The following is a 22,156-nucleotide window of genomic DNA, read 5'->3' as shown; positions in this document are numbered from 1 at the left end:
GGAGCAATCATGGCCAAACCTCAAGACGATACATCGGGGCAGGATCCTGTCGCCGTAACCCCACCGGTTCCGATCACATCCGCAGTGAAATTTCGCGACACCCTCTACACCTCACGTACGGTGATCCTTCCGGACGGTCGCACCCTTCCTGTGGCCAAGAGCCTGGTCTCGGTCGAGGCGGGCGATGACATCGCGCTGAAATACCTCAAGGCTCACCCTGAATACGAGCAGCTCAAGGAGTAGACCCGATGATCGGAATGGATCGCCACACCGGGCAGCCCATCTCCGGTATCGAGCATCTACGTCAGTCGGTTGCGGACATCCTCGGCACACCTTTGCTGAGCCGTCGTGAACGGCCGGAGTACGGCAGCAAGCTACGGCGCATGGTCGACCTGCCCATCAACGAAGGCTGGAAAAGCGCGGCGCAGGCTGAGGCCGTGCGGGCGCTCAACCAATGGGAGCCACGGCTCAAGCTTGAGCGCGTGGTGGTTGTCTCCGTCCTCGGCGGGAAAATCAATTTCAAGATCAGCGGCGAATACCTCGGTGAGCGCGGCACGTTGGAGGTGTGGGTATGAGTACCCTGGTGGATCTGTCGGAGCTACCGGCACCGGACGTGCTGGAACCGCTGGACTTTGAAGACACGTACAGCGAAGCGCTGGGCGTGTTCCGAGGGCATATGGGGCAGAACTGGACCGCCTCGCTGGAAAGCGATCCGGTGACCAAGCTGCTGGAGCTCGGCAGCTATATCAAGCTCGGTAATCGGGCACGTGTGAACGACGCGGCCAAGGCTCAGTTACTGGCCTACGCCACCGGCGCCGATCTGGATCACCTGGCCGCCAACGTCAACCTCAAGCGCCTGGTGATCCAGGCGGCGGATCCTCTGGCTGTGCCGCCGATTGCAGCGGTCATGGAGTCTCATGATGCGTTACGTGAGCGCGTGCAACTGGCCTATGAGGGGCTGACAACGGCCGGCCCCCGCAATAGCTACATTCTCCATGCACGGAACGCTTCGGCGCTGGTCGCCGATGCCACGGCGGAAAGCCCAGCGCCGGCCTGCGTGGATGTCACGGTGCTGGGACTTGAGGGGGACGGTACGGCCGAGCCGGAACTGCTGGCCTTGGTCGCGGAGGCGGTGAACGATGACGACGTGCGCCCGGTTGGCGACCGCGTCACTGTGCGCGGTGCGGAGATCCTTCGTTACCGGGTCGACGCCGTGCTGCACATGAAGGGCGCCGGCCCCGAGAACGACGCGGCGCTTACCGAGGCGATCCGTCGATTGGAAGCCTGGATTAATCCAAGGCGCCGACTGGGCGTCGAGGTGGCCCGGTCTGGGGTCGATGCGCAATTACACGTTGCCGGTGTTGCGCGGGTGGAACTGAAGGATTGGCAGGATCTGAAACCCACCAAGGGGCAGGCCGCTTACTGCACGGGTTACACCGTTGTGTTAGGAGGCTGACATGCGCAGTCTTTTGCCGCTCAACAGCACTCCATTGGAACGGGGTATCGAGGCGACATTCGCCGAAACCACGTTGATTCCGTTGCGCACGCTTTACAACCCCGACACCTGTCCGGAGCACCTGCTGCCGCACTTGGCCTGGGCTTGGTCGGTCGACCGTTGGGATCCGTCCTGGTCGGAGCCGGTCAAGCGCGCCGCAATCAAGGCGTCGTTCTTCATCCACAAACACAAGGGCACCATCGGTGCCTTGCGCAGAGTCGTCGAACCGCTGGGCTACCTGATTGAGATCGTCGAATGGTTCAACACGGTGCCACAAGGGGTGCCGGGCACCTTCGCCTTGAAGGTCGGGGTGCTGGATACCGGCATCACCGAGGAAATGTACCTCGAACTTGAACGCCTGATTGATGACGCCAAACCGGTTAGCCGCAAGTTGACGGGGCTGGCCATCAGCCTTGAAACGCAAGGCAACCTGAATGTTGGTGCATGCCTCTACGACGGCGACGAGCTCGACATCTACCCGCCTGAAATGCAGGACATCAACCTCACCGGCAACTTCGGTGTGGTTGGGCGGGAACACTCCATTGACACCTTGGACATTTATTCATGATTGATGAGAATTCGAAATTCTTCGCGATCCTCACGGACGTGGGTGCCGCCAAGCTGGCGAATGCCAACGTGCTTGGGGTTCCCTGGAACATTACACAGATGGGCCTGGGCGATGCGAATGGCACTGACCCGCAACCCAGCGCCAAGCAAACAAAACTGATCAACGAGTGGCGTCGGCGGCCGCTGAATCAGCTACGAATTGATCCGGTCAATGCGGCGGTAATCATCGCCGAGCAGGTGATTCCAGCCGATGAGGGGGGGCGCTGGATTCGTGAGGTCGGACTGTACGACGCGGACGGCGACCTGGTAGCGGTGGCCAACTGTGCGCCGAGCTTCAAACCAATTCTGTCGCAGGGCTCGGGACGTACGCAGGTAGTGCGGATGAACCTTATTGTTTCCAGTACCGCGCAGATCAGTCTCAAGATCGATCCGGCGGTGGTGCTGGCAACGCGTGAGTGGGTCGATTCACGCATTCTTGAGGAACTGAGCAAGCTCGACATCAAACAGTCGGTGCGAGCAGCCACCACGGCCAATATCAACCTGGTCGGTTTGCAGGTGGTGGACGGGGTTTCGCTGAACGCCGGTGACCGGGTACTGGTGAAGAACCAGACGTTGGCCAAGGACAATGGTCCATGGGTGGCGGCGGTAGGTGCTTGGGTGCGGGCCAAGGATGCGGACAACAACACCAAGGTGACGCCGAATCTGACGGTGGCGGTCGAGGTTGGCGCAACTCAGGCCGACACGATCTGGCAGCTGGTAACGGATGGCCCGATTGTCGTGGGCACCACCGCGCTGACGTTCAAGGACATCACAGACGGTTTTGCCCGGTTGTTCTCGCCGACGTTTTCCGGCAACCCCACGGCTCCCACGCCGGCGCAGTTCGACAGCAGCAAGTCGCTGGCGACGACTGAATTTCTCAAGCGGCGCGGTATCGAGTTCTCGGGGTTCACGACCAACGATGCGAGCCTGGTGCTGTCGGCGGCGCACGTCGGCGGCCTTCACAGTTTCTCCGCCGCAGCACAGCTCACGGCGACCTTGCCACCGACAGCAGGTGTTGCGCAGGGAGCTACGATCACGCTGGTCAGCGCCGGCGCGGGCGGGTTGAAAATCGTGGGTTCGGGGACTGACGTTATCTATACGTCGACCGGCGTGGCCGGCCCGTTGGTGCTGGCCTTGGGCGACACGGCCGAATTCATCCGCCTGCAAGATCAATGGCGATTGGTTGGCGGCTCGGTGATGTTTCGCTTTGCGGGCACGATGGGCGGCGCGCACTTCATCACGCAACCGCAGTTTGACAGCAGCAAGGCGCTGGCCACGACGGAATTTGCGCAGCGGGCGCAGGGGAATTTTGCCGGGCGTGTGGATATCGGAGCATTGCCCGCGACGCTCAGTGCCTCGGCTGCTGGCTATCGTATTGTGCTAGCGGCATCAGGGACACTGACCTTGCCGCCTGTTGCTTCAGTACCCACCGGCACTAATTTTTTTCTATTCAACACGACGCCGGGGGTGGTCACTATTGCTCGGCAGGGTACGGACATTATCAGCGCGATGTCCGTTAACTCTATGACTTCTGTGTCTCTCCAATCGCTTTCTACCATCGTGATAACGGCGGGGAACGGGCAATGGGTCGTTGAAAGCGGTATGTCTGCTTTGAAGTATGCGCCCGAGTTCGGCAGCTTTTGGGGGGGCAGCGGTTATCACCGACTGCCATCGGGGGCGATCGAGCAATGGGGGTCAGGCGTTACGGATGCTAACGGGTACGTTTATGTCACGTTCCCTATTCCGTTCCCTAACGCGCCGCGCAACATTACGCCAATGCACGTCGGGTCATTGTGTTTGATGCACGCAGTTATGGGGGCGGGGCTGGGTGCGGCCGGCTGTACGTTGCGCGTACAAAATCAGTCGGGTGCGTCTCAGGCTGGATGGACGGTTTGGTGGCGAGCAGTGGGGAACTAAATATGAGCAAGATTGTTTTTTTCAGTCCGTCCATCTGTGGGGCTTATCGCCCCGAGGTTCACGGCGCCGACATGCCGGCGGACGTGGTCGAGGTGTCGGAAAGTGTTTGGCAGGCGCTGCTCGATGAGTTGTCGGTCAGCCCCAAGAAAATGTCGTCACGACCCGATGGTCAGCCGGTGCTGATCGATCCGCCGCCGCTGAATGCTGATGAGCTGACGTCTGTCGAGCGATCTTGGCGTGATGCGCAACTGGCGCTGACTGATCCGTTGGTGTCTCGCCACCGCGACGAGCTCGAGGAGGGTGGCGAGACTTCGCTCGCGGTCGATCAGTACGCGGAGTTGCAGGCCTACCGCCGGACGTTGCGCGGCTGGCCGCAAGGCGAGCAATTTCCTCTTTCGGAACACCGTCCGCCAGCGCCGATCTGGCTGGCAACGCAAATCACCTGAACGCCCCGCACTGACGGGGCGTTTTTCATTCCGCCTCATGCAATACCAACACCTCAAGCCTCGCAGACACGCGGGGCTTTTTCGTTTCTGGAGAACGAGCCTTATGAGTTTCTTTCACGGCGTCACGACCACAGCGGTCGACACCGGCGCGCGCACCATCACGCTGCCGTCTTCCTCGATCATCGGTTTGTGCGACACCTTCACGCCGGGTGTGTTGGGCGGCGGCACTGCCAAGGCAGGGGAACTGAAGCTGATCACCACTGAGCGCGAAGCCATAGCAGCATTCGGCGCTGAATCGGCAATGACCCGAGCCTGCCAGGCGATTTACAAAAAAGCCAAGGCGGTAATCGTCGCCATCGGCGTGCCGAAGATGGATGATCCGGCGCTGCAGACATCGGCCATTATCGGCGGCGTGTTGGCTTCGGGTCAGCGTACTGGCCTGCAGGCACTGCTCGATGGCAAAAGCCTGTTCAACGCCCAACCGCGTTTGCTGATCGCACCTGGTCATTCGGCCACCAAGGCGGTGGCCACCGCCATCGATGGTCTGGCGCAGAAGCTGCGCGCCATTGGCATCATCGACGGGCCATGCACCACCGACGAGGAAGCCATGGCCTACGCCGACAATTTCGGCAGTCGCAACCTGTTCATGGTCGACCCCGGTGTGCAGTTCTGGGATACCGGCGAAAGCAAGACCGTAGATGCGCCGGGTTCTGCATGGACCGCCGGCCTGTTTGCCTGGACGGATGCGACCTACGGCTTCTGGGCTTCGCCGTCGAACAAAGAGTTCACCGGCATCACCGGCACCACCCGCGCAGTCGAGTACCTGGACGGCGACGAGACCTGTCGGGCAAACCTGCTCAACAACGCCAATATCACCACGATCATTCGCGACGACGGCTACCGCCTTTGGGGTAACCGCACGCTGTCGAGCGATCCGAAGTGGGCGTTCGTCACCCGCGTACGCACGCTGTTCATCCTCATGGATGCGGTGCAGGCCGGCCACAAGTGGGCGGTCGACCGCTCGATCACCAAGACCTACGTCAAGGATGTCACTGACGGCCTGGAAGCGTTCATGCGTGACCTGAAAAACCAAGGTGCGGTGATCAACTTCGAGGTGTTTCCGGATCACGAATTGAACACCGCCAGCCAGATCGAGCAGGGCAAGGTGTACTGGCGCATCCGCTTCACCGACGTACCGCCGGCCGAAAACCCGAACTTCCTTTTTGAGGTCACCAACGAGTGGATGACCGAAGTGCTTGAGCCCGCCTAAGGAGGCACCCTGATGATTCCTGAAGTTCTCTCCAACTGCGCCGGGTTTATCGACGGCGTCAGTTTTGCCGGCGAAATGCCGAGCCTGACCCTGCCTAAGGTGGTGCTGAAAACCGAAGCCTATCGAGGCGGCGGTATGGCCGGCGAGGTCGAGATCCCGACCGGCGTGGAAAAACTGGAGGCCGGCTTTACCACCAACGGTGTGCGGCGCGAAGCGCTCAAATTCTTCGGTTTGTCCGACCGCACCGCCTGCAGCGCTGTGTTCCGAGGTTCGTTCAAGGGGCTCAAGGGCAAGGTCACCCCGGTGATCGTCACCATGCGTGGCGGTATCAAGGAGGTCGACATGGGCGACTGGAAGGCCGGTGAGAAGGCCGAGACCAAACACAACATGGCATTGACCTACTACAAGCTCGAAGTCGCCGGCCGGGTGATTTACGAGATCGACATGCTGGGCATGGTGCTGGTCGTCGATGGCGTCGACCAACTCGCTGACGAACGTTCGGCCCTGGGCCTTTAAGGACACAATGAAATGACGCAAACCAATCAAGCCACTCAAGAAAAACCACTGCCAAGCTGGCTGCAACTGACCGAGGAAGGCTTTCGCATCTCCCTGCGACACCCCACCGAGCTGTCGGGTGTGCTGGTCGACACGCTGACTATTCGTACACCTTGCGTGCGAGACATTCGGGCCGCGCAAGCAGCCTGCAACGGCGATGAAGAAAAGCGCGAAATGTCGCTGTTCTCCTCGCTGACTCAGACCCCGGAACAGGATCTGATGGCCCTCAAGTTGGTCGACTACATGCGCCTGCAGAAAGGCTATTTTCGTCTGGTCCAAGACGACGAGATTTGACGGGCCGACATTGAAAGGACTGGCCAAGCGACTCGCCAAGGAGACTGGTTTCTCGGCAGCCGAGATCATGGCCATGCCCTTCAACGACATCGTGTGGTGGCTCACGGACTGAGCCATTTCCAATCATCCTCGACCCAAGGACACGCACATGGCGAAGAACCTCGCACTCGGCTTTGTCATCGGCGGCGCCGTCGATCCGACGGTGGGCAAAGCGTTCAAGGACGTCGAAAGCAAGATCAAGCACCTGGGTACGGTCGGCAGTAAAGCCCGGGTGCTGCAGAACACCATCGGCGACACCATGCGTCTGCGCGAGGAATGGCGCAAGGCGCACGCAACCGGCGCCGCCGGTGCCGACAAGCTGTTGTCCAAATACGAAAAGAACCTCGACCTTCTCAAGAAACAGGGCGTCGAGGTCGGACGTTTGAGCAAGGCCTACGCCACGATGGGTCGTGTCGCGGCCGGTGCGGAACTCAAAGCGCTCGGTTACCGACAACTGGACGAAGGTCGGCAGGGGATGAAAAGCACCCTCGGCCAGGCCGGCGCACTGACTGCTGCCGTGGCCATTCCGACAAAGGTCAGTGCGGACTACGGCGCGATCATTCGTGACATCGCGATCAAGGCCAACATTGCCAACACGCCAGAAGAAACGCAGCTCTCCAAAACCGTGATCGACACGTCGCGTGATACGGGCATGGCGCGCAACCAGGTCGCCGAGTTGGTCAACGCCCTGGTCGGCGCCGGCATGGAGCTGGATAAGGCACTGGCCTATGCACCGACGGCGGCCAAGTTCGCTGTGGGGCAGGGTTCGGACGGCTCTGAAACCGCCAAGATGATCAATGCCTTGGGCCAGAACGCCAAGATCACCGATCCGGCTGTGATGCAAAAGGCGCTGGAGGCCATCGCCTACCAGGGACAGGCAGGCAGTTTTGAAGCGGTCGACATGGCCAAGTGGTTTCCTGAACTGTTGGCTGGTATGGGCAAGCTGGGCATCACCGGTATGGACTCGGTGTCGCAGTTGGGCGCGATGTTGCAAGTGCAGATGAAGACGGCCGGCGGCTCGGACGAAGCGGCCAATAATCTAAAAAACTGGATGGAGAAAATCGGTTCCGGCGAAACGGTCAAGGCCTATGAAAAGGCGGGTATCGACTACAAGAAGTCGCTGCAAACCGGACTGCAGAACGGCAAGTCTACGCTGGAGTCGAGTTTTGCCTTGGCCCAGAAATACATCGAGGCGACCGATCCTAAACGGGCGGCCGAAATGGCCAAGGCCACAGCTGCGATCAGTAAAGAGGCCGATCCCGAGAAAGCCAAGGCTATGATGAAGTCCTTGGAGGAGGCTTTGCGTACCGGTGATCTGTTCGCCGACATGCAGGTCAAGGCCGCTTTGACCGCGTACATGCAGAACAAGGATCTGTATGAGCAACTGAAGAAAGACTCGGCCAATGCCACCGGGATCCTCGACAAGAACCTGGCTGAACGCCGGCAGACTTCCGCGCAAAAATGGTCCGAGATGGCCCAGAGCATGGACGATGCCATGCGCAGCATCGGTGATGCGATTCGGCCGGTCACTGATGCGGTCGCGGACGGCATCACCAACGTCAGCCGACAGCTCGCGGGCCTGTCCGACGAATCACCGCGTTTGGTTACCGCCATCGGTACAGCCGTGGCGGGTCTGGTCGCGCTCAAGGGCGCCGTCAGTGCGTTCAAGATGGGTAAGGGCCTGATGAATATCGGGCGCGGCACCTTGATGGGTAACCCGAACATTCCGCAAAAAGTCATCGTCACTAACCTGCCGGCCATGGGCGGTGGACTGGATGCCGGCGACTTCGATAGCGGTCGTGATGGGAAAAAAGGTAAGGGCGGCAAGGGCGGTGGGGGCGGCGGCAAAGAGCGTGTTACCCGTGGAGGCGGGGGCGGTCCTAGCGTTGGTTCTGTGGTGAAAGGAACCGCCGTGGTCGCCATCGTTGAGGCGGGATACAAGGCCTGGGACACCTATCAGAATGCCGAAACTCAAGATGAAAAAGCCGAAGGGTACGGGCAAGCGGCGGGTGGGTTGGCCGGCACTCTCGCCGGCGCTGCTGCGGGGGCCGCTATCGGATCGGCCATTCCCATCATTGGCACCATGGTCGGCGGATTGATTGGCGGTTATCTCGGTTACATGGGCGGCGACGCACTCGGCGGCTTTGCGGGTAAAGAGTTGTTCGGAACCCCTGAAGCGCTCAAGAAAGTGCCGGATGCCGGGCCGCTGATGATGGTCAATGCAGGGCAGAACATCCCGCCAGTGATGGGCGATATCGCCCGTTCATTCGCGCCGGTACCGGTCGTCAAAGACATGGTCCAGCCGCAACCGAAAATGTTGCCGCTGCTGACCGGCGCGGCGCCCGTTCCTCAAGCGACTCTCGACCGTCCCAAGCCAATATCGGCTCCGACGCAAGCGTTGCCGGCACAGGTTCCAACACTGCCTGTTTCCAAGCCATTGTTGCCTGAACGGGAGTCGACTGCAACAGCAATGGGGGATGTCACGCGTGCATTGAATCAGCCGGCATCCCCGGCGGTACCGGCGATGCTCGCACCGCCTGTTGCTGCGAAACCCCAGTCGACTAAGGTTGAGCAGCGGTTCGATATTCAGGCGCCTCTGCATGTCACCGTACAGGGCGACGTAAAGGATCCGGCGCAACTGGCGCGAGAGCTTCAACCCTACATCGATCAGCAGTGGCGTCAGTCCACACAGCAGTTGCAAAACCGCTCGCTGTTCGACGAACCGCATGTGTAACGAGGAGGGCCAATGGCCTACATGGAACAGCTGCAGTCGGGACTGAAAAATCTGGCGGCAGCAGGAGAGAGTGGCCGGCGCAGCCTCGACGGCATGATGGGGCCAGTCAACGGCGCGATCAGCGAGATCAGCGGCGCGGCTTCGGAGCTGGAAGGCATTCCGATTGTCGGTCCGGCAGTCGGTGAAAAACTGCAGCGCGTCATGCGCGGGGTGAACGCCGCCCAGGCCAAGGTCGGTCAGGTGGTGGCCACCTACAACAAGGCCACGCGTGCCTTGTCGCAGATTGATGAGCGCATGGGCCAACTCAAGGAGCAAGCCGCCCGGGCGTCGACCGCCATCAACAAAATCGCTGGCAAAGTCAGCCCATCGCTGGGGAACATCCTGCCAACCGGATCGCTGGCCGGTGACGCGACACCGGTACCGGAAGCTGTGAAGCCATTCCCACACCTGCTGATCGTGCAGCCACTGGATCCCAAGGCTGTCCCGTATTACTTCAACCTGGATACCGCCGCCTTCGAGGAACTGCGGCGCTCAACGGAATACCGCTGGGCCTCGCAGGAACGCCTGACCCGGCGACCGGCGCAGCAAGCGGTGGGCATCGGCGAGGACAAGATCACCCTCAAGGGCGCGATCTTTCCCGGATTCAAAGGCGGCATCAAGCAGTTGGACACCCTGCGCAGCTTGGGCGCCCAGCTCTTGCCCCTGACGCTGACCACCGGCTATGGCGACGTGCTCGGCACCTGGTGCCTGAAGAACGTCGAAGAAGAACAGAGCGCGCTGCTGCAGGGTGGTATCCCGCGTAAACAGGCGTTCACCTTGGAGTTTGTGCGCTATGGCGATGACTTGCAGAACGTCTGACGGGGATCTGCTCGACACCCTGTGTTACCACGCCTACGGGCATCTGAACGGAACGGTCGAGGCGGTGCTGGATACTAATCAGGGCCTGGCCGATGAGCCGCAACCGTACCGCGCCGGCATAGTGATCGAGCTGCCAGATTTGCCGGCACCCGATGACAGCGAGGTGATGTTGTGGGGCTGAATTGTCTTTCTGCATCCCGAGTAAGCACTCAATCAGCCCGCCCTGTGCGGGCTTTCTTTTGGACAGAACAATGACCCCCATCTTTCGCGTCGTGGCCGATGGCGCCGATATCACCCAGCGGATCAATGACCGACTCCTGCAGCTGAAAACCACAGATAAACCCGGCATGGAGTCCGACGAGTTCGAACTGCGTATCGATGACCGCGATGGTGCGGTGGTTCTGCCCTCGCGTGGGGCCAACATCGAGATCTACCTGGGCTACGCAGAAACCAGACTGACTCGCATCGGCCGCTACGTCGTTGATGAGATCGAGCTGTCCGGCCCGCCGGACACACTGGTGATCACCGGCAAGGCCAGCGACATGCGTGGCAGCGGCAAGACCACTCGCAGCGGCAGCTGGGAAAACGTGCCGTTGTCGCGGATCGTCGCCGACGTCGCCGCTCGCAACGGCTGGCAGGCGGTCTGCCCGGTGCAGACCAAGGTGCCCCGCGCCGATCAGCTCAACGAGTCGGACTTCAATTTCATTACGCGCCTGGCCAAGCAATACGACTGCACGGCCAAGGTGGCCGACGGCAAGCTGCTGGTGATGCAGCGTCAGGGCGGGGAGAGTGCTTCGGGAAAGGCGCTAGGCACTGTGAATATCTATCGCCGAGACGTCAGCCGTTTTCAGTTCCGGCTCGGTGACCGCAACACCCACAAGGCTGTGTCGACCAAACACCAGGACAAGAAGACCGGCAAGCTCGCCGTGGTCACTCTCGACAACGACGAATCACCGGACGGCTTGCCGACGGTGCACACCGACCGGCACATATACCCGAACAAGTCAGCCGCCGAAGCTGCTGCCCAAGCCCGCCTCACTGCATTCAATCGATCTACGGCCGGCGTCCGACTGGAGATGGCAGGGCGCACCGACCTGTTTGCCGAACGATCGATCAACGCCCAAGACTTTAAGGTCGGACTCGACGGCGAGTACCTGGTCGACTCCGTGGAGCAGGTATTCACCCAGGCCGGCTGGAGCACGACGGTCGAGTGCAACGGCGGCAAGAAGGGCAAGGCGAAAGCCAAAGGCAAAAAGAAAAAGCCGGCGAAGGATCTGAAGGTTGTTCAGATCAAGCAGTAGCGCCGAAGTCTCACAACCAAGGAGAACTCCATGTCACTGACAGAGCAACAACTGCAACGCATCATGCCCAACGCCCGCCGCCAAGCGGGCGTTTTTGTTTCTGCGCTCAATGCCGCGATGATCCGCCGGCAGATCAACACACCGCAACGCCAAGCTGCATTTCTCGCCCAGGTCGGACACGAATCCGGCGAGCTGAATTACGTGCGCGAACTGGGCGGCGACCAGTACCTGAGCAAGTATGACACCGGGACTCTGGCCGCACGGCTGGGCAACACGCCCGAGGCCGACGGCGATGGCCAGCGCTACCGTGGCCGGGGGCTGATTCAGATCACCGGCCACAACAACTACCTGCGCTGCAGCTTGGCGCTGTTCGGCGACGAGCGTTTGTTGCGCACGCCTGAGCTGCTGGAGCTGCCGCAGTGGGCCGCCGAGTCGGCCGCGTGGTTCTGGTGGGTTCGTGAGCTGAACGCTCTGGCGGATCGAAACGAATTCGAAGCGATCACCCGCAAGATCAACGGCGGCCTGAATGGTCTGCAGGATCGCTTGCAGTTGTGGGAGCGGGCGAGGGCGGTGCTATGCGCCTCGGCGAAATAATCCCGGCGCCGTATCGGTTGTTGGTCAGCGCGGCGCTGCTGGCCACCCTGGCCGGCGGATCCGCTGCCATCGCCTGGCAAGTGCAGGATTGGCGCTACGGCAAACAGCTCGCCGAGCAGGCTCGCCTCCACACCGAAACGCTCAATCAACTGGCCCTGGCCTCCGCCGCGCAGCAGCGCGCCGAACAAGACAAACGCCTCGCGCTCGAGCAGCGCCTGGCTACCAGTGAACAAACCCATTACCGAGCCTTGACCGATGTCCAACGTAATCAAGATCGCCTGCGCGACCGTCTTGCCACTGCTGATCTGCGCCTGTCAGTCCTACTCGATGCCACCACCGATGCCGGCAACGGATCGGTGCCAACCTCCGCCACCACCAGCGGCATGGTTCATGGTTCCAAAAGAGCCGAACTTGACCCAGCGCATGCTCAACGAATTGTTGGAATCACCGACGACGGTGACCGAGGACTAATAGCGCTTAGAGCGTGTCAAGCTTACGTGTCTGCAATAAATTTACAGAGCGAAAAATGATTACTTAAGTCTAGGGTCGAACTTTAACGGGTTGCTACTAGCAGCTCTATTCGTATGTTCGATAAGCGTATCTTTTCCAAGGGCAAGTGCGCAGTTAGCTATGGTGAGTGAAAATATCATAACCAACAAAGACGTAATTTGCTGAGTTGAGATTGTGATGATGTTTGAGCTCAATCCTATTATTAATATTCCGAAAACTGCACCCAGTCCCGTTCGCGTGATGGTTAGAAAGCCGGTTCCAATCTCTGCAATGACTTTGTGGGTGAACTCAAATATCCACATGCTCTTGTCTGATCTGAATCGTATCCCATATTTAATAAGAAATACTAAGCCATAAGGGGCAATTAAGTAAGCGGAGTAATCAATAAGTGGACCGATAGCAAGTAGTCCTTGAACAATGTCGTCCACATCTTTTTGAGTGTGGCTGAAAAGCCAAAGCGGCACAGCACCTAACAAAAAGGCTATAGCCCATTCGCTTGGTAGGTTTCTTAAAAGCGCAATCGTATCTTTTTTGAAATTACTGCTTTTTTTTTCCATTGGCTTTCCTTGAGGACACAATGAGTTGATCTTCAAAAAAGAGCGGCCGATCTGGATGCGCCAACATCCGGATCGACCGCCGTCCCTGCAGATTGTCCCTGCAAGTCCAGCCAAGGCTCTTGCTCCGTGCACAAAGCGCGGCGAGCCTAACACCTGTTTATCCATACAGTAAAGGTCTTGCTCTCAATGTATTCACCCATCATCCCTTGGATGGGCGGCAAACGCCGCCTGGCCGACCGCCTCCTTCCGCTTTTTCCGCCACACGAATGCTACGTCGAAGTCTTTGCCGGCGGTGCTGCGCTGTACTTCATGAAGCCCCAGCCATCACCAGTCGAAGTCCTCAACGACATCAACGGCGACCTGGTCACGCTATACCGCGTCGTGCAGAACCACCTCGAAGAATTCGTGCGCCAGTTCAAATGGGCGCTCAGTTCTCGGCAAGTGTTCGAATGGCAGAAAATGACCCGCCCTGAAACCCTCACCGACATCCAGCGCGCCGCCCGATTCTTCTACCTGCAGCACCATGCCTTCGCCGGCAAGGTCTCGGGTCAGACATTCGGCACGGCGACCACTGCCCCGGCCATCAACCTGCTACGCATCGAGGAAAACCTCTCGGCCGCGTGGCAGCGCCTGTCCGGCACCTACGTCGAAAACCTCCCCTGGCTTGAGTGCGCTGAACGCTACGACCGTGCCCACACCTTCCATTACATGGACCCGCCTTACTGGCAGACCGCCGGCTACGGCGTCGACTTTCCGTTCGAGAACTATGAACGGATGGCCGACTTCATGCGCCGGTGCAAAGGCAAAGTGATGGTCAGCATCAACGATCATCCGGACATCCGCCGTGTGTTCGAAGGCTTCCACTTCGAGACTCTGGACATCCGCTACACCACAGCCAATCAGCGGCAGGGGAAGGCTGAAGTCAGTGGCGAGCTGGTAATCATGAACTGGGAACCGGTAGCGTTGGGCGGGTTGTTCTGACGGATTCCGATAATCATTTCGTTAATTCCCAGCCTCCCGTTTATCCGATATTTCCTACAGAAATTGACCGAGTGCCGTTCTGAACGTTAACTGTATATTTGTACAGTATCGGAAGTCGTGCGTCATGAGCTTTTCAATCCTAGGCCCTATTGCTGTGGCCGGTCGGAAATTACCTCTTTGTCTTTTTCGGGTGCCGGCAGGTTTTCCTTCGCCAGCAGCGGATCACATCGAAACCCACATATCACTCGACGAAGTGCTCAACATCCGGGCTCCGCATGTTTACTTGGTGAAAATTGCCGGAGAGAGCATGCAGGGGGCTGGAATCTTTGACGGCGATTTGGCGGTAGTGGATCGTTCACTGGAGCCGGCTCACGGGCATATTGTTGTTGCGCTGCTTAACAATGATCCGCTTTGCAAGCGACTGTGCATCCGTGGAAATGAGGTGATCCTCCTGTCCGAAAATCCCAAGTATCCACCGCGCTACGTGCTGGAAGGCGATGAGCTGGCGATCTGGGGCGTGATCATTGGTAGTGTGCGCAGTCATGTCTAAGCGGGTGCCGGTGTTCGGCCTGATCGATTGCAACAGTTTTTACGCCAGTTGCGAGCGAGTGTTCCGTCCTGACCTGGCAAAGGTCCCCATCGTTGTCTTATCGAATAATGACGGGTGCGTCATCGCCCGCAGCTACGATGCCAAGCCATACGTGAAAATGGGCGAGCCGTACTTCCAGATCAAACACAAGCTCAAGCAGCACGGCATCGTCCCGTTCTCCTCGAATTACGCGCTGTACGGTGACATGAGTGAGCGCGTCATGACGCTGATCGAGTCCATGGTTCCCGCAGTCGAGGTCTACAGCATCGACGAAGCCTTCGTCGATTTCGCCGGAATCACCAATTTGGACGGCCTCGGTAGACAGATCCGTAGTCAGGTGCTGAGGTGCGCCGGCATTCCGGTGGGCGTGGGGATCGCTCACACCAAGACCTTGGCCAAGCTAGCCAACCATACGGCCAAACGCCTGCAGGCGCAGACGGGTGGCGTCGTCAATATTTGCGACCCAACTAAGCGTGACTGGGTGCTGCGTAACACTGACGTTTCAGAGGTGTGGGGTGTAGGGCGTCGAATGAAAGCGCACCTGGATACATTGGGCATCAAGAGTGCGATGGATCTGGCAAAAGCAGATCCTTGGACGCTACGCAAAAACTTCAGTGTGGTGATCGAAAAGACGGCGCGCGAACTGGCCGGCACCCCCTGTCTGGAACTAGAGGAACCCGATCCTCCGAAGCAGGAGATCTGCTGCAGTCGAATGTTCGGCACCCGGCTGACGGAACTGGCACCGATCAAGGAGGCGGTGGCCACGTACATGATGCGCGCCTCAGAAAAGCTCAGGGCGCAAAAGTCGCTGTGCAAGAAAGTGCGCGTGAGCATCCGTACTGGGATGTTCAATCCTGAGGAAGCGAAGTACGCCAATGGTGTGGTGATCGATATGCCTTACCCCACGGATGATGTCCGGCTACTGACCAAAGCCGCAGTTGCTGCGGTGGATCGGGTATATCGCCCTGGCTTCAAGTACAGCAAGGCGGAGGTATTGCTGATGAGCCTGTGTCAGCCAGGCGAATACACGGATGATCTGTTTGCGGCTTCTCAACCGACCGAATCTACCAAGGTGATGGCCGTACTGGATCAGATCAACGAACGGTGGGGAAGGGGGACGCTGCGAGCGGCGAGTGTCCCTAGTAGCCCAGCGTGGGCCATGCGGCGTGAAATGATGAGTCAGAGCTACACGACTCGCTTGGACCAATTGTGGACGATCAACTGTAGGTAGTAAATCGTCCGCTATCGGCCATAAGCGGACAGTAACGATGAAGCTTTAAGATTGTTGGTGGCAAAAGTTGTTGGAGTTCGAACCTCTCCTGAACCGCCAAATTTGGTAAGCGCAGGCCATTGATTTTCCGAAAGTATCTTGGATTTGTGGGTTTTGGCGTTAGGAGAATGCCGATATGGTGCTGATAAGGGACTGGCGTGGATACTGTCACAAGAATAAGCCTCTGCGCGCTATTGATCGAAATGCCTACAATCAGCGCTTACACATTTAATTCGCGGAGAGGCATTAATGGATCCAGGGAACGTTTCAGCAATAATCTCGGCTGTGGCGGGTATCAGCGGCGTCTTGCTTGGCAACGCATTTGTCCTGATTAAAGAGTGGAGGATCAAGCGGAAAACGATTAACCAAGCCACCACTTATCTAGGAATTATTGTTGTTTCCCATTTGGATCGATTCGCCACCGAATGCTTCGACTGCTGCAAAGACGATGGCACCTGGCATGGGCAGCCAGCGGGCCAAGATGGTTATTGCCAGACCACGACCGCGGACCCAGTATTTCGGCCGCTGGAGCTTGATGTTGATTGGCGACTACTACCTAGAGATTTGATGTATTTGATTCTTCGAATTCCCGATCAACAAGATCAGCTCCATGGAAAGCTTCGAGGCATCCAAGACTTTGATTGCGATCCGCCGGATCACCCCGAATTTTTCTGGGTAAGGAGACGGGGGTATGCCTTACTAGGGCTGCAGGCATCTGCCATCGTAAAAAAACTTCGTTTACATGCAGGGCTACCTGCTGAAGATCCTCTACCCGGAGAATGGGACCGGGATAAGAGTATGAACGAGGTGATTGCCTGGCTCGATGAGCTGGAAAGGAAAAGTCGTTCCGCTCCAGACGCAGGCGAATAGCTTCTAATAACGAACGCGAGGGAACTCGTTATGCCTATCGCATCCTGCCGAAGCGGTCGGCGTGCAGATCCAAATTACCGCTTACGACGCATCAGGTTCTCCGGTAGCAACCGACGAAGTGTGGCCAGCGAGTGTTCGTAATATCCCGTCTGGCAGCTACACCTTATCGCTGAAACAATACCTACTATATGACCCGTCGATTACCTTTTTCGGCCTAAAGCCGATTGATGTCAACCATTGGAAACCGTGACCAGCCGACTGTTAATAATACCGCCCTACGTTCAATCGGCTCCCACACCTCACCCCGGTGCGGGGGCCTTTTCTTACCCGCCTGGCAATCCTACCCCCTTGGTTGCCCTTGATCTACCACCAGAAGTGAAGGCGCAGCGGAGCACATGGGGTTAACCAATGGGTATATTACTCGCAGACATTTAAATCCTTGAAACGAAGAATGAAGGAGGCTTGCACAATTTATTTTTTCGCGGCCTCTTTGTAATAGTCGCCAGGTTCTATTGCAGGATAAAGTACACTTAAACGCTCAACACACCTGCGCTCAAACTCTGCGTTCACTGACATTTTTCCTTGAAATTTTCTCCCTTTACCGGTGGCCGCTTCGACAGTCATCTCACTAGTGATAAGATTGAGAACCTTCTGCCTACATAAAGCCTCGTAAGCTACTACAGCTTGTAGGAAGCAAACGCTAAAAAGCGTTTTCAAAACTTCAACGCTGTCCTTCTCTCCCAGAAAAGTCTTAGGAACCACCGGGCGCGGATGGGAAAGCAATAGGCCTTTTGCCTTAACTACATCCTTGTCCTGGAAGGTTGCATATGGATTGTGCGCGAACGTATTCCTTATACTATTACAATAGTCAAAAAACTTACGAACATCTCTGCTTAAGACGTTTAAGGCAGATAGAAAATCAAATTTCAATAAAAAAGAAACCCTTCTTAGCTCCATAGCGTTAGCCATAGGTAGAGCCTCATAAAGAGCTCTATCTAGTACCTTATCTATCGAGAAGTGGAACTTCACGACCAAATTCAACAAATCGGCCTCACCTTCGACTAAAGCCTTAAAATCTTTCTCAATGTGCTCAACGTCCATCCCTCACCCCGTACAGCGTCTCAAAGCGGATAAACATTGTCTAAAATCATTCATAGAGATGCCATAGACTAAAAAGTAAGCAATAGCCAACTTATTTAAACAGGCTAAGCACGCGATCCAGCTCAATACATGGCGTACCCTGATCGATAAATTTAAGTATGTTTCGATATTCGTTACTTACTCTATATTGTCGCAAAGTCGGTTTTTTATCATCCGTATAATCCTCGATTACACCGTTCTTAAGAAGGATTGGTAGCAAATTATTAGTGACAATCTTGGACTTGATGTATTGCTGCTTTTGAGGGTAAAAATTACCGCGCTCCTTGAATAGTTCGAAAACTTTTTTTAGATTCTCGGTAATTCGTTCACTCTGCTCGTTTTCTTCCTCTATTCTTTTGTTAATGACGTGCTGAATGTCTATAGTGTCGCAATCTTCAAAACTAGGAATCACTGTAGGACGAAGTCCCTTTCGAGGCTCCAACTGATAAAAATTTGAAGTAACGAAATGTGTATTTTCGTCCATCGCACAATCCCAAAAGAAATCATAGCGTTCAAAATGTGATTTTCTTATGGTTTTTGACTTAAGATCAAACGTTAGTTTCTTCGAGTCGCCAGCTAAAATATTTATTAATGCAACGCCAGAAATCTCGCCTCCACCAGAGTCGCCAAAAATTGTAGTAAGAAGATCTGTAGCTGAAGAACTATCGAATTTTTTGTCACCCGACTCGATCAACAAAGTTATTGCCATAACAAAACACGACGAAATTGCTGACAAGTATTTGCCTTTCTCGGACGGCTCTGCGTAATCAACCAGCTTGTTAAGCTGTTCAACTGTTTCCATTGTAAAATAGACAAGGCTGTCGCTATATTCTAGCTTCCGGCTGAGAGTGCTACACAGTTGATTGCCATAGCGCAGATATGAACCAATTAACTCGATAAGTTTATCATCCAGCTTTAATACATTTAAGTCGAGATAATAGCTATAAATATACAATCCCTTGAAGTATTCATAGAAAAAATCATACCTAAAATTAATTTTTCCGTGACTATACCTAAGCAGAGGATGTGCTTTTAACTTTTCAACGGTTAGGTCATCTATATCGCAATTAGACAGATTTTTTATATTGTAATCAGTTACGTAACCGCTTTCTTGTATCGCTAGATTTATCAGAAATCCTACCTGATCATCTATGCTGAAGTTGCCAAGCTTAGTTACCTCGCGCTCGCAAACACTAAGCACTAAGAAATCATTGGACATTGCCGGAGAGAGCAATCTTGCCTTGGCCTTGACATTGTTATGGCCTCCAAACTCAGAATGCTGCTTAATCAAGTATCCGATCATGTCTAACACATAAGGGATGTAAATTAAGTCGCTATCCTTTTTGTCGCTACTCAGTCTGAACTCCGAAGCCATTTTCAAAGCTTTTGAGATTTTAGCCTGATCTCCAGCGAAATATTTCTGAAAAAACACGGCAGCGAGATCTTCACTAAACGGCTCGAGAGTAATTTCTTCAACCTTTGTTTTATACTCCAAGGTATCCCAAAAATAATCTCGGCAAGTAATGATGATCTTTGTCTTCTCTAAATTCGTTGTATAGCTTTCCGAGATTGAAGTAATAAAAGAAGAAACATCGAATCCCGTCCCAAGTTTGGCAATAACTTCGTCTATACCGTCTAAAACTATGAGCAAATTCCCGTTATCTACAGAAAGTTTTAAAAGCTCTTTACTAAACCCTTTGCCATCAAAATCCTTTTTCTTCATTTGAGCCAGGTAGAAATCATAAATATCGTCAATATTATGATCCGACCTGGCAATCTTTATCAGTTCGTCAACAATTTCATTTGAGTCGATAAATAGAATCCCCACGTCATCATGATGATCGTGCACGTGGTCGAGAAACTGTTTTACTAAGGTGGTTTTACCAATCCCGCCATATCCCTTTATTACCATCAACGGATTCGACACTGCGCCGTACCAATCCTTCAATTGGTCAAGTGCTTTTTTCTTTTCGTCACTGCCGATATCGGCAACCCCCTCAACGTAGTTCTCCAATCGATAAGGTTGGTAATCTAACATGTATTCGGAATAGAGATTTTTGTAACCGAACTCGTCAATAAAAAAAACATGCTCAGTTTGAAAGCGCGCCTTCAAGTTGCTTTTTCTTCTGCCAAGGTCTTTTAGTTCACTTGGGCGCTCAGTCAATATAATTAAGGTATCATTAGCACTTGTTAGCTTTTCGCGCTTGATATGTTCGAATGTTTTATTTTGCGCGGCATTTTCGTGTATGTATAAGAAAACGGTTGGATTTGAGAATTTTTGGTTTAGCCTGTAAAGTTCAAAAAGAACATTTTCGCTCCAATCTCTTTTTGATACAGGAAAATCTTTCTCAATACTCAGGCTTCTGTTCTTATCTATATACAGCTCAACAGTACTCTTAATGCTTCTATCGCGTTTTTGATCTGGCTTTGGCTTTTTGTCGAGCGAATCTTTGAATTTCGAAAAATCAGAAACTAGAAGGGATATTTCTTCTGTTGAGGCTGCGCGCACAGAATCATTGTCCTGTCCCTTTCGAACGAGAACAACTCCAGCCATCACGGTCAGAGTTTTGGTGTCTAGATTATTTTTTATTTCGGTAATAGACGTTGGGCTGGGGACTTTAAATGCTAGAAGTGTGTGTCCATCTATCAGCACTGTTTCAATTTCAATGTTAAGTGGCGGAGTGTTAACTATCTTCTCCAGCCGCGCTAATAGATCTTTTTTAAAAAGCTTGAGATCTCTAAGCTTTTTTATACTGGATATATCTATGGGATATACTTTTTTATCTACTTCGCTAAACCCAATTATCAGATATCGATCAATTCCGCAATACCCGACGTAAGAGTTGCAAAGTGAAATTATGTCTTTGAGGAACTCACCCCATTGCCTTGAGATTTCTACCGGCGATGAAGCATCGGTCCAATACCAATCACGTTTAAACTCTAGGACAGGCGACTCTTCTTCCTGGAGGCAGGCATAAATTTCATCTACGGTTATCATGACCATGTCCCTATGTATTAGAAGCAATTTTCTAACACTAGGCGATTCGAATGGCTGATGTCAATTTGACACCCCTTCAGGCTTTGTACTGAGGTGGATTTTTAGGCTCCCGCCTCTGCAGCGCCCCTCCAAGTCACAGAGATTTATTGGGGATTCCGTTGAGTTAGGCTGCACCACTGCTAAAAGGTAGTTTTGCCTTGGAACGCCGGCTTCTGGCCGTTAGCGGCCAGTTGTGAACGTCCGTTTTTGGCCGGTAGCGGTCGCGTACGAACGTCCGCTTCTGGCCGGGAGCTGCCGTTCCCAGCAATCCTCTTTGGTCGACTGTCGTCGCTGACGAGGGGCGCTAAGGGCCAATAGCTTCCAGGTGGGCGTCCGGGAAATCCGGGGCGATCCAATTCATGAATCATGTTTTTTTGATCGGTTGGTAATGTAGATGATAGATGTTGCAGCGAACTCAAGAAAAAACTCTGCTTCTGCTTTTGAAAGAGCTGACTCGACTGTACCGCCGTGCCTAACGAAATCTTTGTTACTCGCATACCCATAGGCTTGGGTGATCAAGCGCTCAATATCTGCATCGAGATTTGCTTTCTTGATGACCTTGCCGAGCGTTCCGTTGGGCTCGTTCATCAACACCATGAGGCTTGACTCAATAGAGCTGATTGACTCCTTTATAGAGTTTTCGAAGTCAGGCGTTGCTGAGTAAATGAAGTTCTTCGCCTTTAGCCATTGGGCACGAATTGGCGTCAATTCATCAGCCAAGGCTTCATTTGCCTTATTCCAGTTCCTAGATGATGGGGCGTGTCGTTGTCTCCGTTTGAGGTCGAGCAAAATGTCGGCATAGAGCTCCTGCACGTAAACGCGTCTGCTCGCATAAGTGCTCATTTCCTGGAGCTTGCAAAATGCCATGAAGACTTCGAGCGATTTGTGCGGGTTGGGGTTCGCATATTTCGCATCTTCCAGATCAATTGTTACCTCTGGATAAAGCTCTCGATATTCGGCAGGCTGAGCAGAGGTTCGTCCATCGGTAGCGTACGCGATCATTAATGTTTGTATCTCAATGATTTTTGCACCCAGTTCAATCGCTCGCTTGCTGTCCACAGATTACTCCTGGCTTCCTGATGAACGCGTTTCA

Annotated in this window: 23 protein-coding genes; 19 read left to right on the top strand and 4 right to left on the bottom strand. The window is 55.0% G+C overall.

Features of this window, described 5'->3' with window-relative positions:
- Positions 1 to 9 precede the first annotated feature (9 nt).
- The 15 genes from NE357_RS18935 to NE357_RS18865 all read left to right on the top strand — a co-directional run bounded on the left by NE357_RS18935 (position 10) and on the right by NE357_RS18865 (position 12,639).
- Entirely contained in the window at positions 10 to 243 is a 234-nt protein-coding gene (locus NE357_RS18935; RefSeq protein ID WP_169428215.1) for a hypothetical protein, read from the top strand.
- Positions 244 to 248: 5 nt separating this feature from the next.
- Positions 249 to 575 carry a GPW/gp25 family protein gene (locus NE357_RS18930; RefSeq protein ID WP_169431151.1) on the top strand — a complete coding sequence of 109 codons (327 nt, stop codon included), beginning with the start codon at positions 249 to 251 and terminating at the stop codon, positions 573 to 575.
- Positions 572 to 1,456, top strand: a complete 885-nt coding sequence (locus NE357_RS18925; RefSeq protein ID WP_169431150.1) for a baseplate assembly protein — start codon at positions 572 to 574, stop codon at positions 1,454 to 1,456. The genes NE357_RS18930 and NE357_RS18925 overlap by 4 nt, the downstream gene beginning before the upstream one ends.
- A 1-nt stretch (position 1,457) precedes the next feature.
- Positions 1,458 to 2,063 (top strand): phage tail protein I, encoded by a 606-nt coding sequence (locus NE357_RS18920; protein ID WP_169431149.1) that lies wholly within the window; start codon positions 1,458 to 1,460, stop codon positions 2,061 to 2,063.
- Entirely contained in the window at positions 2,060 to 4,018 is a 1,959-nt protein-coding gene (locus NE357_RS18915; RefSeq protein ID WP_169431148.1) for a phage tail protein, read from the top strand. The genes NE357_RS18920 and NE357_RS18915 overlap by 4 nt, the downstream gene beginning before the upstream one ends.
- Before the next feature lie 2 nt (positions 4,019 to 4,020).
- Positions 4,021 to 4,464, top strand: a complete 444-nt coding sequence (locus NE357_RS18910) for a phage tail assembly chaperone (protein WP_169431147.1) — start codon at positions 4,021 to 4,023, stop codon at positions 4,462 to 4,464.
- Positions 4,465 to 4,567: 103 nt separating this feature from the next.
- The gene (locus tag NE357_RS18905; protein WP_169431146.1) at positions 4,568 to 5,734 is read left to right on the top strand and encodes a phage tail sheath subtilisin-like domain-containing protein; all 1,167 of its coding nucleotides are present in this window, start codon (positions 4,568 to 4,570) and stop codon (positions 5,732 to 5,734) included.
- A 12-nt stretch (positions 5,735 to 5,746) separates the two neighbouring features.
- Positions 5,747 to 6,250: a phage major tail tube protein gene (locus NE357_RS18900; protein ID WP_169431145.1), complete on the top strand. Its 504-nt coding sequence runs from the start codon at positions 5,747 to 5,749 to the stop codon at positions 6,248 to 6,250.
- 12 nt (positions 6,251 to 6,262) lie between these two features.
- On the top strand, positions 6,263 to 6,583 hold the full coding sequence (locus tag NE357_RS18895; RefSeq protein WP_169431144.1) for a phage tail assembly protein: 321 nt from the start codon (positions 6,263 to 6,265) through the stop codon (positions 6,581 to 6,583).
- Between the two features lie 148 nt (positions 6,584 to 6,731).
- Positions 6,732 to 9,356, top strand: a complete 2,625-nt coding sequence (locus NE357_RS18890) for a phage tail tape measure protein (RefSeq protein WP_169431143.1) — start codon at positions 6,732 to 6,734, stop codon at positions 9,354 to 9,356.
- Positions 9,357 to 9,368: 12 nt separating this feature from the next.
- Positions 9,369 to 10,214, top strand: a complete 846-nt coding sequence (locus tag NE357_RS18885) for a phage tail protein (protein ID WP_169431142.1) — start codon at positions 9,369 to 9,371, stop codon at positions 10,212 to 10,214.
- A complete protein-coding gene (locus NE357_RS18880; RefSeq protein WP_169431141.1) occupies positions 10,189 to 10,395 on the top strand; it encodes a tail protein X in 207 nt (68 codons plus the stop codon). Before NE357_RS18885 ends, NE357_RS18880 begins: the two co-directional genes overlap by 26 nt.
- Positions 10,396 to 10,465: 70 nt before the next feature.
- Positions 10,466 to 11,515 (top strand): phage late control D family protein, encoded by a 1,050-nt coding sequence (locus tag NE357_RS18875; RefSeq protein ID WP_169431140.1) that lies wholly within the window; start codon positions 10,466 to 10,468, stop codon positions 11,513 to 11,515.
- A gap of 30 nt (positions 11,516 to 11,545) precedes the next feature.
- Positions 11,546 to 12,109: a glycoside hydrolase family 19 protein gene (locus NE357_RS18870; RefSeq protein WP_169431139.1), complete on the top strand. Its 564-nt coding sequence runs from the start codon at positions 11,546 to 11,548 to the stop codon at positions 12,107 to 12,109.
- Positions 12,091 to 12,639: a lysis system i-spanin subunit Rz gene (locus tag NE357_RS18865; RefSeq protein ID WP_169431138.1), complete on the top strand. Its 549-nt coding sequence runs from the start codon at positions 12,091 to 12,093 to the stop codon at positions 12,637 to 12,639. Before NE357_RS18870 ends, NE357_RS18865 begins: the two co-directional genes overlap by 19 nt.
- Here the strand turns inward: NE357_RS18865 and NE357_RS18860 are convergent, their stop codons facing one another.
- Positions 12,640 to 13,341: a hypothetical protein gene (locus NE357_RS18860; protein ID WP_169431137.1), complete on the bottom strand. Its 702-nt coding sequence runs from the start codon at positions 13,339 to 13,341 to the stop codon at positions 12,640 to 12,642.
- Positions 13,342 to 13,362: 21 nt separating this feature from the next.
- Between NE357_RS18860 and NE357_RS18855 the strand changes: the two genes are divergently transcribed.
- From NE357_RS18855 to NE357_RS18840, 4 genes are all read left to right on the top strand, one after another.
- Positions 13,363 to 14,157, top strand: coding sequence for a DNA adenine methylase (locus NE357_RS18855; protein ID WP_169431136.1), 795 nt, complete (start codon positions 13,363 to 13,365; stop codon positions 14,155 to 14,157).
- 124 nt (positions 14,158 to 14,281) lie between these two features.
- The gene (locus tag NE357_RS18850) at positions 14,282 to 14,707 is read left to right on the top strand and encodes a LexA family protein (protein ID WP_169431135.1); all 426 of its coding nucleotides are present in this window, start codon (positions 14,282 to 14,284) and stop codon (positions 14,705 to 14,707) included.
- The gene (umuC, locus tag NE357_RS18845) at positions 14,700 to 15,977 is read left to right on the top strand and encodes a translesion error-prone DNA polymerase V subunit UmuC (protein ID WP_169431134.1); all 1,278 of its coding nucleotides are present in this window, start codon (positions 14,700 to 14,702) and stop codon (positions 15,975 to 15,977) included. The genes NE357_RS18850 and umuC overlap by 8 nt, the downstream gene beginning before the upstream one ends.
- Before the next feature lie 288 nt (positions 15,978 to 16,265).
- Positions 16,266 to 16,886, top strand: a complete 621-nt coding sequence (locus NE357_RS18840; protein WP_169431133.1) for a hypothetical protein — start codon at positions 16,266 to 16,268, stop codon at positions 16,884 to 16,886.
- A 471-nt stretch (positions 16,887 to 17,357) separates the two neighbouring features.
- Here the strand turns inward: NE357_RS18840 and NE357_RS18835 are convergent, their stop codons facing one another.
- From NE357_RS18835 to NE357_RS18825, 3 genes are all read right to left on the bottom strand, one after another.
- Positions 17,358 to 17,987, bottom strand: a complete 630-nt coding sequence (locus tag NE357_RS18835) for a hypothetical protein (RefSeq protein ID WP_169431132.1) — start codon at positions 17,985 to 17,987, stop codon at positions 17,358 to 17,360.
- A gap of 91 nt (positions 17,988 to 18,078) precedes the next feature.
- A complete protein-coding gene (locus NE357_RS18830; protein WP_169431131.1) occupies positions 18,079 to 21,024 on the bottom strand; it encodes an NACHT domain-containing protein in 2,946 nt (981 codons plus the stop codon).
- A gap of 396 nt (positions 21,025 to 21,420) precedes the next feature.
- Complete coding sequence (locus NE357_RS18825) at positions 21,421 to 22,122, bottom strand: hypothetical protein (RefSeq protein WP_169431130.1); 702 nt, start codon at positions 22,120 to 22,122, stop codon at positions 21,421 to 21,423.
- Positions 22,123 to 22,156 lie beyond the last annotated feature (34 nt).

The sequence above is a fragment of the Pseudomonas sp. G7(2022) genome (assembly GCF_052660475.1).
The sequence above is the reverse complement of the archived record's forward strand: the minus strand, read 5'-3'. Positions and strand labels throughout refer to the sequence as shown.